This is a genomic window from Franconibacter helveticus LMG 23732, assembly GCF_000463115.2.
In the GTDB taxonomy this organism is placed as follows: Bacteria; Pseudomonadota; Gammaproteobacteria; order Enterobacterales; family Enterobacteriaceae; genus Franconibacter; species Franconibacter helveticus.
On record NZ_AWFX01000042.1, the window covers coordinates 300,244 to 315,928 of the forward strand.

General features: G+C 55.9%; 15 protein-coding genes and 1 pseudogene. 3 read left to right on the forward strand and 13 right to left on the reverse strand.

Features of this window, described 5'->3' with window-relative positions:
* Positions 1-71: 71 nt before the first annotated feature.
* The 10 genes from nth to DW56_RS11715 form a co-directional block, all read right to left on the reverse strand.
* A complete protein-coding gene (gene nth / locus DW56_RS11670; RefSeq protein WP_024552244.1) occupies positions 72-707 on the reverse strand; it encodes an endonuclease III in 636 nt (211 codons plus the stop codon).
* Positions 707-1,399 carry an electron transport complex subunit E gene (locus tag DW56_RS11675; RefSeq protein ID WP_024552245.1) on the reverse strand — a complete coding sequence of 231 codons (693 nt, stop codon included), beginning with the start codon at positions 1,397-1,399 and terminating at the stop codon, positions 707-709. Before DW56_RS11675 ends, nth begins: the two co-directional genes overlap by 1 nt.
* Positions 1,392-2,021, reverse strand: a complete 630-nt coding sequence (gene rsxG, locus DW56_RS11680) for an electron transport complex subunit RsxG (protein ID WP_024552246.1) — start codon at positions 2,019-2,021, stop codon at positions 1,392-1,394. The genes DW56_RS11675 and rsxG overlap by 8 nt, the downstream gene beginning before the upstream one ends.
* A gap of 9 nt (positions 2,022-2,030) precedes the next feature.
* On the reverse strand, positions 2,031-3,083 hold the full coding sequence (rsxD, locus tag DW56_RS11685) for an electron transport complex subunit RsxD (RefSeq protein ID WP_024552247.1): 1,053 nt from the start codon (positions 3,081-3,083) through the stop codon (positions 2,031-2,033).
* Entirely contained in the window at positions 3,084-5,720 is a 2,637-nt protein-coding gene (rsxC, locus tag DW56_RS11690) for an electron transport complex subunit RsxC (RefSeq protein WP_024562003.1), read from the reverse strand. It lies immediately after the preceding gene.
* Positions 5,713-6,297: an electron transport complex subunit RsxB gene (gene rsxB, locus DW56_RS11695; protein WP_024554390.1), complete on the reverse strand. Its 585-nt coding sequence runs from the start codon at positions 6,295-6,297 to the stop codon at positions 5,713-5,715. The genes rsxC and rsxB overlap by 8 nt, the downstream gene beginning before the upstream one ends.
* Positions 6,297-6,878, reverse strand: a complete 582-nt coding sequence (gene rsxA / locus DW56_RS11700; RefSeq protein WP_024554389.1) for an electron transport complex subunit RsxA — start codon at positions 6,876-6,878, stop codon at positions 6,297-6,299. Before rsxA ends, rsxB begins: the two co-directional genes overlap by 1 nt.
* A 74-nt stretch (positions 6,879-6,952) precedes the next feature.
* Positions 6,953-7,396 carry a DUF2569 domain-containing protein gene (locus tag DW56_RS11705; RefSeq protein WP_024554388.1) on the reverse strand — a complete coding sequence of 148 codons (444 nt, stop codon included), beginning with the start codon at positions 7,394-7,396 and terminating at the stop codon, positions 6,953-6,955.
* Between the two features lie 98 nt (positions 7,397-7,494).
* Positions 7,495-7,710: a transcription modulator YdgT gene (gene ydgT, locus DW56_RS11710; RefSeq protein ID WP_024554387.1), complete on the reverse strand. Its 216-nt coding sequence runs from the start codon at positions 7,708-7,710 to the stop codon at positions 7,495-7,497.
* 182 nt (positions 7,711-7,892) lie between these two features.
* Positions 7,893-9,293 (reverse strand): GH1 family beta-glucosidase, encoded by a 1,401-nt coding sequence (locus tag DW56_RS11715; protein WP_024554386.1) that lies wholly within the window; start codon positions 9,291-9,293, stop codon positions 7,893-7,895.
* Positions 9,294-9,517: 224 nt separating this feature from the next.
* Here DW56_RS11715 and DW56_RS11720 point away from each other — a divergent pair, with 224 nt between their 5' ends.
* A complete protein-coding gene (locus DW56_RS11720; RefSeq protein ID WP_024554385.1) occupies positions 9,518-10,558 on the forward strand; it encodes an oxidoreductase in 1,041 nt (346 codons plus the stop codon).
* Between the two features lie 104 nt (positions 10,559-10,662).
* On the opposite strand, the gene add is transcribed toward DW56_RS11720, so the two are convergent.
* From add to DW56_RS11735, 3 genes and pseudogenes are all read right to left on the reverse strand, one after another.
* Entirely contained in the window at positions 10,663-11,664 is a 1,002-nt protein-coding gene (gene add, locus DW56_RS11725) for an adenosine deaminase (RefSeq protein ID WP_024554384.1), read from the reverse strand.
* A gap of 104 nt (positions 11,665-11,768) precedes the next feature.
* Positions 11,769-12,941, reverse strand: a complete 1,173-nt coding sequence (locus tag DW56_RS11730) for a MalY/PatB family protein (RefSeq protein ID WP_024554383.1) — start codon at positions 12,939-12,941, stop codon at positions 11,769-11,771.
* Positions 12,942-12,986: 45 nt separating this feature from the next.
* Positions 12,987-13,451: pseudogene (locus DW56_RS11735) on the reverse strand (glucose PTS transporter subunit EIIB); the annotation flags it as partial.
* A gap of 82 nt (positions 13,452-13,533) precedes the next feature.
* Here DW56_RS11735 and DW56_RS11740 point away from each other — a divergent pair.
* Positions 13,534-13,743: a hypothetical protein gene (locus DW56_RS11740; protein WP_024554381.1), complete on the forward strand. Its 210-nt coding sequence runs from the start codon at positions 13,534-13,536 to the stop codon at positions 13,741-13,743.
* Positions 13,744-13,923: 180 nt separating this feature from the next.
* A complete protein-coding gene (locus DW56_RS11745) occupies positions 13,924-15,618 on the forward strand; it encodes a recombinase family protein (RefSeq protein WP_024554380.1) in 1,695 nt (564 codons plus the stop codon).
* Positions 15,619-15,685: the final 67 nt, after the last annotated feature.

Consider the following 15,685-nt stretch of genomic DNA (forward strand, 5'->3'; position numbering starts at 1 on the left):
ATGAAGGCTAATACGCTGTAACGCGGGCGTTTAAATAACAGCAAACGGCGCAGTAAAAGAGAGGGGCGAGGTCAGGCGTAAACTTTCTCTTTGTATTCACAAAGATCTTCTATCAGGCAAGAACCGCAGCGGGGTTTACGGGCGATACAGGTGTAACGGCCATGCAAGATAAGCCAGTGGTGACAATCCACCTTGAACTCAGCCGGAACCACCTTCAGCAGCTTCTCTTCTACCTGCTCGACATTTTTCCCTGGCGCAAACTGAGTACGGTTACAGACACGGAAAATATGCGTATCCACGGCAATGGTAGGCCAGCCGAAAGCGGTATTAAGCACCACATTCGCCGTTTTACGCCCCACGCCCGGCAACGCTTCCAGCGCGGCGCGATCTTCCGGCACTTCGCCGCCATGCTGCTCAAGCAAAATGCGGCAGGTCTTAATGACGTTTTCCGCTTTGCTGTTAAACAGCCCAATGGTCTTAATGTATTCCTTAACGCCATCCACACCGAGCGCCAGCATCGCCTGCGGCGTGTTAGCCACAGGGTAGAGCCTGGCGGTGGCTTTGTTGACGCTGACGTCTGTCGCCTGCGCGGAAAGCAACACGGCAATCAGCAGTTCGAAAGGCGAAGTAAAGTTCAGCTCGGTGGTAGGATGCGGATCGTTAGCGCGCAAGCGTGAAAGTATTTCTATGCGTTTCGCTTTGTTCATCAGGCTTTTTCCGTTTTGCCCGCCATCACGACGGTTTGCGCCTGCGCCGCACGACGCTTCTTCATTTTTTCGTCGATCAGATATTTAACGGCGAGCATCATGCCAAGACCGATAAATGCCCCCGGCGGCAGCATGGCCAGCAGGAACGGCGTATCGGTGTGAAACACCTCTACGCGCAATACTTTCGCCCAGCCGCCCAGCAGCGCATCCGCGCCATCAAAGAGCGTGCCGTTGCCGAGTATTTCACGCATTGAACCAAGCACGAACATCGCGCCGGTGGCGCCCATGCCGATGGCGAAACCGTCCAGCGCCGACAGCAGCGGGCCGTTTTTGGCGGCGAAAGCCTCTGCGCGACCCACCACGATACAGTTGGTTACGATGAGTGGAATAAAGATGCCCAGAGACTGATACAGACCGAACGCGTAAGCGTTTATCAGCATCTGCACGATGCTGACCACGGCGGCGATTATCATCACGTAAATAGGAATACGAATTTCAGCAGGCATCCATTTACGGAACGCGGAAATCGAAGCGTTAGTCAGCGTCAGCACAAGCGTTGTCGCAAGACCAAGGCCCAGCGCGTTGGTCGCCGTGGAGGTCACCGCCAGCAGCGGGCACATCCCTAAAAGCTGCACCAGCGCCGAGTTGTTTTTCCACAGGCCGTTGACCAGAATCGATTTTACGTCATTCATCGCTTTCTCCACAGGAAGGAAGGGCGCTGAGCTGCGACGGCAGCGTTTCGGCATAAAGCCCTGCGCGTTTAACGGCATTTACTACGGCGCGGGGAGTAATGGTGGCGCCGGTGAACTGGTCAAACTGACCGCCATCTTTTTTTACCGCCCAGTTCGCATCGTCGCTGCCCTGGATAGTTTTTCCGGCAAAAGAGGTGATCCAGTCGCTAATGCGGGTTTCAATTTTATCGCCAAGTCCTGGCGTTTCGTGGTGTTCAGTCACGCGCGTGCCCAGTACTTTGCCGTGGAAATCGGCGCCCACCAGCAGCTGGATAGCCCCCGAGTAACCGTCGGGCGCGGTTGCCTGCATCACCACCGCGACAGGCGTGTCGCCTTTACGGGCAACCCATAGCTGCCTGTTGCCTGCGCCCAGAGCCGCAGAGGTGACGATAAAACAGCTCTTTTGCAGATCGTTGTCGTAAAGTTCGGCAGGTATCACCTGGTCGAACAGCTGTTTTTGCTGCAACGCCGCCTGGTCGTCAATGGTCGTTTTCGTCAGCGCATTAACCATAGCCGTTAAGCCTGTGGTTAACGCGGCGAACACCGCCAGGGTCGTTCCATGTTTTTGTATTGTCTTAAGCACAGGAACTCCTTAACGATGACCGTAGACCCGCGGGCGGGTGTAATAATCGATAAGTGGCACGGTAATATTCGCCAGCAACACAGCGAAAGCTACGCCATCCGGGTAGCCGCCAAAGCTGCGGATAAGCCATACCAGCAGACCGGCGAGCGCGCCGAAGACCAGACGGCCTTTGTTGGTGGTGGAGGCTGTCACCGGGTCAGTAAGAATGAAAAACGCCCCCAGCATGGTCGCGCCTGAAAGCAGGTGCAGAACTGGCGAAAGGAATTTTTCCGGCGCCAGCCACCAGCCGAGCGTTGAGCACACCAGCAGCGTGGCGATAAAGCTCACCGGAATATGCCAGCGGATCGTGCCGCGCCAGAGCAGGAAAAGGCCGCCTGCCAGATAAGCCAGGTTGACCCACTGCCAGCCAAGCCCGGCGAGTGTGGCGCCATAAATGGGCTGTTGCAGCAACTCCGCAGCCGGATGGCCGGCGTGCAGTCCGGTTTTGAATGTATCCAGCGGTGTTGCCTGGCTTACGCCATCCACGCCAAGGCGCAGTTGCGCCATGGTGTCGCCGCTTGCCGTCGCGCCATGAAAAATCACCTGCAACGCGTCTGTTAATCCCGGAATAGTGGCGGCAATCTGCTGCGGCGGCAGCCAGTTGGTCATCTGTACCGGGAAGGAGATAAGCAGCACTACGTAGCCAATCATCGCCGGGTTAAAAGGGTTATGCCCCAGGCCGCCATAAAGCTGCTTGGCGATAATAATGGCGAAAATCGTCCCAAGCGCCACCAGCCACCAGGGCGCGAGCGGCGGAATGCTGATGCCGAGCAGCAGGCCGGTGAGCAGCGCCGAGTTATCGCTGAGAATGGCTTTCACCGATATTTTGCGCAAACGCAGCACCAGCGCCTCGGCAAGCAGGGCGCTTGCTATCGCCAGCAATACCTGAATAAGCGTGCCGTAGCCAAAAAAATAAGTCTGGACGGCGATGCCCGGCACGGCAGCGAGCGTCACGAGCAGCATAATGCGCGACGTCTGGCGCTGATTGTGCGTATAGGGCGAACTTGCGATTCTGAAAACCATTTATTCCTCGTTTACAACCTGCTGAGCAGCTTTGCGAGCCTGTACCCGGGCAATCGCAGCAGCAACTTTACGGGGATCTTCTGCTTCTTCTTCATTAGCGGCATTGCAAGCGTCGTTTTGCGCCTCTGCTTGCGCCGCCTTGCGTGCTTTCGCCCGGGCGATGGCAGCTTCAACCGCCGCTTTGCGCGGGTCGACGGGCGCCTGCGGCGCCGCTTCTTTCACCGCCGCTGCAATGTCAGTTTCTACCGTCTGCACCTCAGCCTGCTGCGCCGCCTTGCGCGCTTTCGCACGGGCGATGGCGGCTTCAACCGCCGCTTTACGTGGGTCGACGGGCGCCTGCGGCGCCGCTTCTTTCACTGCCGCTGCAATGTCAGTTTCTACCGTCTGCACCTCAGCCTGCTGCGCCGCCTTGCGCGCTTTCGCCCGGGCGATGGCGGCTTCAACCGCCGCTTTACGTGGGTCGACGGGCGCGGTTTCTGCCGCTGTCGGCGCTTCGGCTTCGGTTTCAGCCGTCGCTTGCGCCGCCTTGCGCGCTTTCGCGCGGGCGATGGCGTCTTCAACCGCCGCTTTGCGCGGGTCTACGGGCGCGGCTTCTGCCGCTGTCGGCGCTTCGGCTTCGGTTTCAGCCGTCGCTTGCGCCGCCTTGCGGGCTTTTGCACGGGCAATAGCGGCCTCAACCGCCGCTTTGCGCGGGTCTACGGGCGCGGTGTCTGCCGCTGTCGGCGCTTCGGCTTCGGCCGCTGTCAACGCTTCGGTTTCAGCCGTCGCTTGCGCCGCCTTGCGTGCTTTCGCCCGGGCAATAGCGGCTTCAACCGCCGCTTTACGCGGGTCTGGCGGCGCGGTGTCTGCCGCTGTCGGCGCTTCGGCTTCGGTTTCAGCCGTCGCCGCCTTGCGGGCTTTCGCCCGGGCAATGGCGGCCTCAACCGCGGCTTTGCGCGGGTCGGCTATTACTTCCGGCTCTGTGGCCTCGGTGGCAGGAACGGAGCTGTTAGCCGCCATTTCCGCCTGAACTTTCTCCGCCTGGCGGGCGCGAGCCTGCGCCTTGCGCGCTTCCCGTTCCGCTATCACCGCGCTGTTATCCGGTTTAGCGCCTGCCTGCACAATAACCGGTTCGTCCGCGCCGGTTTTACGGGCGCGAACCCGCGCAAGCGCTGCGGCCACGGCCTCTTTGTTTTCGCCTGTCGGCTGTACGGCAGACTGCTTATGGCGCTCAAGCCGGGCGGCTTTTTCACGCTCCAGGCGCGCCTGACGCGCTTCAAAGCGGGCTTTCGCCTGCGCGGCGCGGCGCTCTTCTTCAGCAATAGCGCGAATTTCCGCTTTTTCCTGACGGAAATATTGCACCAGCGGAATATTGCTTGGGCAGACGTAAGCGCAGGCGCCGCACTCGATGCAGTCGGCAAGATTATGCGCCGTGGCTTTATCGTGCTGCTGTCCTTTGCTGAACCAGTAAAGCTGTTGCGGCAGCAAATCTGCCGGGCAGGCGTCGGCGCAGGCACTGCAACGAATGCAGTGCTGCTCTTCCTGCTGCTCGCCCATCTCCGTTGCAGACGGCGCCAGCAGGCAGTTAGTGATTTTCACTACCGGGACGTCGAGGAAGGGGAGCGTAAAGCCCATCAGCGGGCCGCCCATAATCACCAGTTGCCCGGACGTGGGGATAAAACCGCCGAACTCCAGCAGATGGCTTACCGGCGTGCCAAGGCGCGCCCAGACGTTACCAGGGCGGGAGACCGCTTCGCCGGTCAGCGTGACTACACGCTCCGTCAGCGGTTCGCCATCGATCACGGCGCGTTTAACCGCATAGGCTGTACCGACGTTCTGCATCAGAACGCCGATATCAGATGAGCGGCCGCCATGCGGCACCTGTTTGCCGGTGAGGATTTGCGTAAGCTGTTTCGCGCCGCCGGAAGGGTATTTCGTTGGGATCACGCGCAGGCGGATCTGGTGCTCGCCTGAGAGCACCGCACGCATCATGGAGATGGCCTGCGGCTTATTATCTTCGATGCCGATCAGCACTTCCCGCGGTTGCAGAATATGCATCAGGATGCGCACGCCATCGATAATCTGCGCGGCGCATTCCTGCATCAGGCGATCGTCCGCCGTAATATAAGGTTCGCACTCCGCCGCATTGATAATCAGCGTGTCGATTTTATCGCCGCCGCCCTGCAACTTAGCGCCGGTGGGGAAGCCAGCACCGCCAAGACCGGCGACGCCGAACTGATGAATGCGCGTAATAAGCTCTTCGCGGCTGCGGTTCTGGTAATCGGCCCAGCCTTCCCGGGCAATCCATTCATCTTTGCCGTCTGGCTCGATGATAACGCTCAGCTCCGCCAGGGCGGAAGGGTGCGCGGTGGAGTGCGGGGCAATGGCGACCACGGTGCCGGAGGTCGGCGCGTGAACGGGCAGCATGCGCCCGCGCCCGCGAGTCAGGGGCTGACCGCGAAGCACGGTATCGCCCGCTTTAACGCACAGTTCGCCTTCCGCGCCGATATGCTGCTTGAGCGGAATGATAAAACGGCCTGGCAGCGGCACATGGCGCAGCGGCGTGCCGTTAGACTGGGTTTTCATCTCGGGCGGATGAATGCCGCCGTCGAAGTCCCAGATTTTCTCTTTTCGGAAAGCAGAAAATAACTTAAGCATGGTTTTCCACTGGGATCATGCGCACCGGAATCGTCTCTAAAGTCCATTTCCAGCTGTCCGGCGTTGGGGCGACCGGGCGCATTTCGATACATTGAGTCGGGCAGGGATCAACACACAGATTGCAGCCGGTGCAGAGATCGCTTACTACGGTGTGCATGGCGCGGGTTGCGCCGACGATGGCGTCCACCGGGCAGGCCTGAATACACTTGGTGCAGCCGATGCAATTCGGCTCGTCAATGACTGCCAGCATACGCACCGGTTCCGGCGCGGCGGCATCACCGTCACCGTCGCAAGGCTGAGGCTCGACGTTCAGAAGCGTGGCGATTTTCAGCATCACCGCCTCGCCGCCTGGCGCGCAGCGGTTGATGTTTTCGCCATTGTTCGCCACCGCCTCGGCATAGGGGCGACACCCCGGGTAGCCGCACTGGCCGCACTGGCTCTGAGGCAAGAGATCGTCCACCTGATCCACCACCGGGTCTTCTTCGGCGGCGAAGCGACGCGACGCGTAGCCCAGCAGCATGCCGAAAACCAGCGCCAGCAGGGTGAGGGCGATTACGGCAATGACAATCATATTCATCAGAACTTCACCAGCCCGCTAAAGCCCATAAACGCCAGCGACATCAGCCCGGCGGTGACCAGCGCGATGGCGTTGCCGCGAAACGGCAGCGGCACATCGGCGACCACCAGGCGCTCGCGAATGGCGGCAAACAGCACCATAACCAGCGAGAAACCCACCGCGGCCGAAAAGCCATACAGCGCGGATTGCAGGAAGTTATGATTAAGATTGATGCTCAGCAGCGCCACGCCCAGCACCGCGCAGTTGGTGGTGATAAGCGGCAGATAGATGCCCAGCAGGCGATAGAGCGCCGGGCTGGTTTTACGCACCACCATTTCGGTGAATTGCACCACCACGGCGATAACCAGAATAAAGGCCATCGTGCGCAGATAGACCAGCTCCAGCGGCACCAGAATCAGGTGGTCGATAAGCCACGAGAAGATGGTGGCAAGCGTCATAACGAAAGTGGTCGCCATCCCCATGCCGATAGCCGATTCCAGCTTTTTAGATACCCCCATAAAAGGGCATAAGCCGAGAAACTTCACCAGCACGAAGTTATTTACCAGCACGGTTCCGACAAATAAGAGTAAGTAGTCAGACATTATTCGACCTGATACGAAAAAAGCCGCTCATTATCAGGCAATGCGCCGGGAGCGACAACTGAGAATATGTAAGGTTATTTAGCGTTAACGAAGGTCTGCTTCACGCGCTTCGAACGCTTGAAATAAGGCACCAGCAAAGCTGCCGCCAGCAGCGGTAACAGCAATTGGCGCAATGCCAGCTCATCGCTCACCGGCGCAAAAGCGAACGTTTTGATGGCCAGCAGAACGGTAAGCAACAACCAGATAATGTAATGCTTCGGCACCCCGACGCGGCGTTTAAAAAACATTACCGCCAGCCACAGGGTGTAGCCCCACATCGCCAGCGCGAAAACAAGCGAGGCGTACCACAGGGCGACCGTCGAAGCGCTTTGCGCGCCTAACGCCTGGTGCGTTTGCGGCGAAGCGACAGCCAGAAGGTAAAAGGCTACCGCGAGCGTAGTGCTAAGCAGCGTCATCAATAGCCAGGCGAGAGGCGCCAGTAACCAGCCTCCGATGCGCATTGCAGGCGTGGCGGTCATGTTACCTCCCGGGTTATGTATTGAGCCAATGAATGACAACAAGCAATTTACAGTGCCAGAATTATAAGGATTTTTGTTCCGAATGCTACCCGCAGTGATTATTGCACATAGCGCCAGACCGATTTCGGCACCTGGCCCAGGTCAAACAGACGACCTCCGGAGACCAGTTCGGCGCGCCGGTGATCTGCCGCCCGGTACATGTTAATCATCTCCTGATTATCGGTAAGGGTATAATTGAGGTGGTCGAACAGTTTTTCCAGACTTTCGAGCGAGCTGATTTTACGAAATTTTAATAAGTAGTCCTGAACTGTCATCTTTAAAAGTATCCGCGTAACAGAAATAAAAAAAAGCGTAGTAAACCGGGCCGCTAAGACCGGATAAATAATAAATGGAAACAAACTGAGGCGCAGAATTCTTAAACGCCGGAAGCGACATTTAAGATTATTCTTTCATTCAAAGAGTGCAGGCGCCGGGTGGCGCCTGACGGGGTGCAAGATTAACGCTGTTCGCCGCGGCTGGCAATAAGCTTCTGATACCAGTAGAAACTCTTTTTACGTTTACGGTTAAGATTCGCCTGATGATCGACATAGACGAATCCATATTGTTTTTGATAACCGTTCAGCCAGCTTAATAAATCAATAAACGACCAGGGGTAATAGCCGCGTACATCCGCGCCCTGGCGCATCGCTTCTTCCATTGCATCGACGTGCATACGCAAATAATCAATTCGCGCATCGTCAACGATTTCACCATCAATAATGGGGTCTTTGGCGCCAAGCCCGTTTTCCGTTATATAAATGGGCACGTCGCCGTAGCGGGCTTTAATTTGCATAATGCCGTCGGTTAAGCCCTGCGGCCAGATTTCCCAGTCCCAGTCGGTGTAAACGCCAGTGGGATTGCGTACGAATTTAAACAGCCCTTTAAAGCCGAACTCGTGACCGCTGTTGCGCTCGCCGCTGTGGTTGGCTTGCAGATGCGTGTCTTGATGATTCGCCGCGACGGTTTCGCGGCGGTAGTAGTTAAGACCGATAAAGTCGCCGATATTCTCTTTAAGCAGGCTATCGTCGCCCGGCGCGAAGCGCGGCACGCCCCACAGCGCCTGTGTTTTGCTGACCAGTTCCGCCGGGTACTCGCCTTTAAGCACCGGATCATAAAGCCAGTGAGTATAAATGCCGTCAGCCAGCGCGGCAGCGGCTTTATCTTCCGCTGAGTCGGTCAGTGGCGTATGGGGTTGCAGCACGTTGACGAAACCAATCTGGCCGTTGATGCCGCTTTCGCGAAATGCCTTCACCGCCAGCGCATGCGCCACAAAGACATGGTGGCAGGCCTGAATAGCGCGAGCGGGGTCGTTCACCGACGGCGGATGGCTGCCGGTGATATAACCATGACCAATAAACACGATGGTTTCGTTAAAGGTCGCCCACAGCTTGACGCGCGAGCCGTAGCGCTCGTAGCAAAGGCGGGCATATTCCACAAACGCCTCGGCGGTAGAGCGCATTTCCCAGCCGCCTTCATCCTGTAGCGCCTGCGGCAGATCCCAGTGATAGAGCGTGATCATCGGCTCGATATTGTGTTCGAGCAGAGCGTCAATAAGGTCGCTGTAAAAGGCGACGCCTGCTTCGTTCACTTCGCCGCGGCCCTTCGGCAGCAGGCGGGGCCAGGAGATAGAAAAGCGGTAGCTTTGCATGCCCATCTCCGCCATCAGCGCTACGTCTTCGCGAAAACGGTGGTAGTGATCTACCGCCACGTCGCCATTAGTGCCCTGATAAGTGGTGCCGGGCTGATGGGCGAAAACGTCCCAGATGGACGGACCTTTGCCGTCGGCATCGAATCCGCCTTCGACCTGATAGGCCGCCGTAGCGGCGCCCCAGAGAAAATGTTCAGGAAATTGAGACATTGTTTCGCTCCTTGAGGGGTGAGAGTAAAGGTAGTGTAGACAGGAGGCGAACAGCGCTGCAACCGGTTTCCGAAACCGGTTTCAGAATTGCGAGCAGGGTCACTTTTCCCTGTAAGGGCCGGTTTAGTGGCGAAAAAAAGCGAGCAGGTCAACACTTTAATATCGTGTTGTCGCGGACTGGCGTTTGAGGTGAAATAGCTTGTCCATTACGCAGAGGAAAAGAGATGAGCGACACTATTCGGGTCGGATTACTGGGTTACGGCTACGCCAGTAAAACGTTTCATGCGCCGTTGATCGCCGGTACGCCCGGCATGACGCTTGCGGGAATTTCCAGCAGCGATGCCGCAAAAGTTCATGCAGACTGGCCTTCAGTGCCGGTGGTTGCAGAACCCAAACAGCTTTTCAACGATCCTCACATTGACCTGATTGTTATTCCTACCCCCAATGACACCCACTTTCCGCTGGCGAAAGCGGCGCTGGAGGCGGGAAAGCACGTCGTGGTCGATAAACCCTTTACCGTGACGTTGTCACAAGCGCGCGAGCTGGATGCGCTGGCGAAAAGCCTGGGGCTGCTGTTGTCGGTTTTCCACAATCGCCGCTGGGACAGCGACTTCCTGACGCTCAAACAGCTGATTGCCGACGGCACGCTCGGCGAAGTGGCTTACTTTGAATCTCACTTTGACCGTTACCGTCCTCAGGTGCGCGACCGCTGGCGCGAGCAGGCGGGGCCGGGCAGCGGCATCTGGTATGATCTTGGGCCGCACCTGCTTGATCAGGCGGTAAACCTTTTCGGTCTGCCGGTCAGCATGACGGTAGACCTGGCGCAGTTGCGCCCTGGCGCGCAGACCACCGACTATTTCCACGCCATTCTTTCTTATCCGCAGCGCCGGGTCGTGCTGCATGGCACTATGCTGGCGGCGGCGGAGTCGGCCCGTTATATCGTTCACGGCGCGCGGGGCAGCTATGTGAAATTTGGCCTCGATCCGCAAGAAGACCGGCTCAAAGCGGGGGAGCGCCCTCCGCAGGCGGACTGGGGCTACGATATGCGCGATGGCGTGTTGACGGTGGCGCGCGGTGAAGAGCTGGACGAACAAACTCTGCTGACCGTACCGGGAAACTATCCGGCTTACTATGCCGGGGTGCGCGACGCCTTAAACGGGCAGGGCGAAAACCCGGTGCCAGCCCGGCAGGCTATCCAGATCATGGAGTTGCTGGAGCTGGGCATCGAGTCGGCAAAACATCGCTCCACGCTTTCGCTTGCCTGACACGCCGTTGCCTGTAATAGCTGTAAATAAAAACGCGCCAGCAACGGCGCGTTTTTTTATATCAGAGACGCTGGCTTACGCGCCCCGTGGGTTTTAGGGCGAGTTTACGCCGCGCGGACTTTATCGATCAGCGCCTGCTTTTCCTGCGCCGAGAGGAAGGCGATCTTCAGGCCATTTTCCTGCGCCGTGCGGATTTGCGCGGCGCTCAGCCCGGCGGCAGGAGCGGCGACGGTATATTCATGGCCGATATCCACGCCCTGAACGCCCGGATCGTCGGTATTAATCGTGGCAAGAATACCATGCTCCAGGAAACGCCTGAGCGGGTGGCTCGCCAGCGAGGCGACCGTGCTGGTCTGAATGTTCGACGTGAGGCAGGATTCAATACCTATGCCTTGTTCCGCCAGAAAATCCATCAGCGCCGGATCTTCCACTGCCTTAACGCCATGGCCGATACGCTCTGCGCCCAGTTCGCGAATGGCCTGCCAGATGCTCTCGGCGCCTGCTGCTTCGCCCGCATGCACCGTGATACGCCAGCCCGCGTCGCGGCCGCGGTTGAAGTGGCTTAAAAAAAGGCTGCCCGGAAAGCCGATTTCGTCGCCAGCTAAATCGAGCGCAGTGATATGGTCGCGGTGGGCAAGCAGCCCTTCGAGTTCCGCCACGCAGGCTTCTTCGCCAAAAGTACGGCTCAGAATGCCGATCAGCCGCGCCTCAACGCCGAAATCCCGGCAGCCCTGGCGCACGCCGTCAACGACCGCTTCCACTACGCCGGCGATCGGCAGGTTATGGTTCATCGCCATATAGCCTGGCGAAAAACGCAGCTCGACGTAATGCAGGCCGTTGCGCGCTGCGTCTTCCACATTTTCATACGCCACGCGGCGGCAGGCTTCCAGCGAGCCAAGCACTTTAACGCCCCAGTCCAGTTTGGCGAGAAAGCTTACCAGGTCAGGTTCATTTTTGGTGATTTGCACATGCGGGCGCAGCGTTTCAAGCGTATCGCCAGGCAGTTTGAGGCTAAACTGGCGGCCCAGCTCAAGGATGGTCTGCGCGCGAATATTGCCATCGAGGTGGCGGTGGAGATCGGTCAGCGGGAGGCGGGTATCAATCATGATGGCACTCTTTTTTTAGAATAAAGTGCAGAGCATTATAAAAATAATCACGCCCTGAAAGCTACGTTGCGCAACAAATCAGGGCAAGAAAGCACAGTAAGTGTCTATAACTGGCGATTAATCGCGCGGATCAGGCGCTTAACGCCATCCTCAACCTTCGCACGCGGGCAGCCCACGTTCAGACGCACATAGCCCCTGCCTTCGTCGCCATAGGTATAGCCGGGCATGATGGCCACTTTCTCTTGTTCAATCAGCGACTTTTGTAACGCCTCATCGTCAAGCGCCAGCGAACGAAGGTCGAGCCAGGCGAGATAAGTGGCCTCAGGCGGCTGCCAGTTGAGTTGCGCAAACGCGCCGTTAAGCTCTTGCGCCACAAAACGTAAGTTGCTCTCCAGGTAATCGCGAAGCGCATCCAGCCAGGGCGCGCCGTCGCGGTAGGCGGCAATATGGGCCACCAGCGCCAGCACGGCAGGGGATGAAAGGCCGTCGCGGCCTTTAAGCGCGGCGAGATACAGTTCTCTTTCGCGCGCATCCGCAATAAAACCATAAGCGCCGGTCAGGGCGGGAATGTTAAAGCTCTTGGACGCGGAGGTTAAAAGCGCCCAGTTTTTACCGCCCGTTTCGCTCCAGGGCGTATGCACAGCCGTTCCCCAGACCATATCCATATGGATTTCGTCGCTTATCACGCGCACGCCGTGCCGTTCGCACATCGCCGCCATCCGCTGTAGCTCCTCGCGGCGCCAGACTTTGCCTGTCGGATTGTGTGGGCTGCACAGCAGCAGAATTTTGCAGTCGGGTCTTGCGAGCTGCGCTTCGAACTGCTGCTCATCGTATTGCCATTCACCATTAAGATAATGCAGCGGAACGCCCAGCACCTGCCGTTCATTACCGGCAATGGCTTTATAAAAAGCGTCATAGGCTGGCGTGTGAATCAGCACCCCTTCGCCTGGCGCCGACCACTGGCGAATAAGTTGCGAAACCATATAAATGACGGAAGGGCCGTAGACCAGCGTTTGCGCGTCCATCCGGCAGTGAAAGCGAGTCTGATACCAGTGTGTAACCGCATGCAAAAAATCGTCATTTTTCCAGCGGCTGTAACCGAGCACGCCATGGTTTAGCCGCTGCGCCAGCGCCTCCAGCACGCAGGGGGCTGTGGGGAAATCCATATCGGAAATGGTGAAGGGGAGCAGGTCGGGCGCGCCGAAACGGTCGGCGACATAATCCCACTGCGTGCACCAGGTGCCGTGCCTGTCTACAGTTTTCGAGAAATCAAACATATAACCTCTTGATAGCGGCGCAGCCTGAAGCCGCGCCGCCAGTTTTCAGGCCTGAACGGTGTTCATCAGGCTCGCCATCTCATCCTTGACCGACTGCACTTGCGGGCCGATCACCACCTGCAAGTTATGCTGATTAAGCTGCACCACGCCGATGGCGCGGTTGGCTTTCAGCGCGGCGCTGTCGACCAGCGACATATCCTTCACCGACAAACGCAGGCGAGTAATGCAGTTATCCAGCGTGACGATGTTATCCGCGCCGCCAAGCGCGGCGAGAATAGCCGGCACGTTGTAACCCGATTTCCCCACTGCGCCTGCCACTTTTTCCGCCGCCGGCGCGGTATCCACATCGCGTCCCGGGGTTTTGATATTCCAGCGGGTAATGGCGAAGCGGAAAATAGCGTAGTACCCGGCAAACCAGATGGCTGCCACCACTGGCACCATATACCATTTCGTCGCGAGGCCGTGCAGCATGCCGAAGACCACGAAGTCGATGATATTGCCATCGGTATTCACTTAGGTATATTGACCCTCATCAACAGGGAAGTAACTAACCTCACCCCTGAATTGTATATTAATCAAAGGTTTAAACGAAATGATCAAAGCCAAATTCTTTGCCACGCTTTCCGAACTGGTTGCTAGCGGGTTCAACGTTAAACGCGCAACTACCGAAGTACACGGATATTTCACGCGTACTTCTGACCTGTGCATCGTGATCCAGTCTGCTGTTGATATCACCGTGTGGAAACGGGTTTGTTTCCATCGTGAAAATAAAGCCGCAACACGCGTGTTACTGGAAAGATGAATTGGTTTGGGTTGGGATGAATCCATACATTTCGATTGAATTGTTTAATATGTTAAAGCGAAAATATCCAGAGCAAATCGTGGATATTGAAGCTGGAGAATTGATCGGAATTTCATCATTTTAGGGAACGGTTTAACCCCATTTCGATAGTTTTATGGTAATTCTTAACAGGTTTTGAATATGATAAAACCGAGATTGTACAGTTACGTTCGATTCAGTTCGGAGCGGCAAGCAAAAGGGTCATCGATAGAGCGCCAGAAAGCAAGTATTGAAAAACTTGTGAAAAAAGTTGCTATTGAGCACAATCTGGAGATCTTTGAAGAATATAACGATTTCGGGGTTTCTGCGTTTAAGGGTAAAAACGCAACAGAAGGGGCTTTATCAGAATTTATAAAGCATGTTGATTCCGGCAAAATCCCCCGTGGTTCATACCTGTTGATCGAATCGTTAGACCGTTTCTCTCGTGCTAACGCAACGAGAGCAGTTAACATATTCACCAGCTTATTGCTGAAAGGGATCGTAGTTGTAACGGGTTCCGATGAACAGGTTTATCGGGAAACCAATGTAACTAATGACACCCTACAGCAACTGATGTTTTCGGTGATGCTGTTCAGCAGGGCTAACGAAGAATCTGAAAGGAAATCACAACTTACTATTGGTAGTGCGTTACGCAAGATTAAGCGCCATCAGCAGCGGCAACCGGGGGATCCGGTCGTAGCGATTAAGGAAATGGGTCAGGATAAGTGGTGGATCGATTCCTCGTCTGGTTTCGTTAAACCGCATCCGGTTTATTACCCTATAGCCCAAAAGCTGATCGAGCTTAAACAGAAAGGTTATTCGAACCGGTTGATTCTGGCTTACCTGCAAGAGAACCACCCAGCCCCAACCGAAGGACGTTCACGGGGTAAGTGGAACATGCAACATGCATCAAGGATCATCGAGCCAGCGATCCACGGTCAGAAGGTGATTAACGTTAACGGTGAATCGTTCACCCTTGATGATTATTACCCGGCGATTGTGACAAAGGACGAATACGAGCGGTTGAAGTTCCAGATCGGCAACAAGTCGTTCGCCCCGTTGAAGGAGGCTAACCCAGAGATCCCTTTGTTGTCTGGTATCGGTATTCTTTATTGTAAACATTGTGGTTGTCATATGTTCAAGATGAAATCCACGGTGAAGAACCAGCCTTTTGCTTACAGGTACGTGTGTTCATCGAGAGATTCACACCGGAAGTGTTCCAAGTGGGGATTTCGAGCAAGGACGTTAGAACTTGCCTTGTTGCAGTTGTTAGCGGATCGGGTGTTCGTTGAGTCAGCACCAGTTCAATCAGGGGTTGAAAACCTGATAGCGGATATCAATGAACAGATCGCGAACTATATGGTTGCGATTGGTTCCGCGAAATCACCAGCGATGATCAACAAGCTAACTGAGATTATCGATCAGTTGGAAAGCCAGAAGGCTGAATATCTCAAACAGAAACAAATTCATGATGATCAAATGGTCAAAATGAACACAGCCGGATGGGATAAATTCAAACTGCTTGATATTAACGATACAAAAAATACCGACCGACTTGAAATACGCGCAAGCATCAAGACTGTAATCAAACGTATTGATTGTGAGCGTATTGATACTGCACATAATTACTTTTTTATTACGTATCGTGATGAACGAACACAGAAATTAGTAATTAAAAAAGATACGGCTTGGACTAAAGGACGTATTTATGTCGATTCAACCACCGTAACGAACTCACAATTGTTAGAGTCCGAAGGATTAGTAATGCATTCACATATTGAAATTATGATCGACCGTGATAAGTTTCTCATAGAGCATCAGGAACGATTTGATCACCCTCCAACGATAATTGGGTAATGACTCCAACTTATTGATAGTGTTTTATGTTCAGATAATGCCCGATGACTTTGTCATGCAGCTCCAC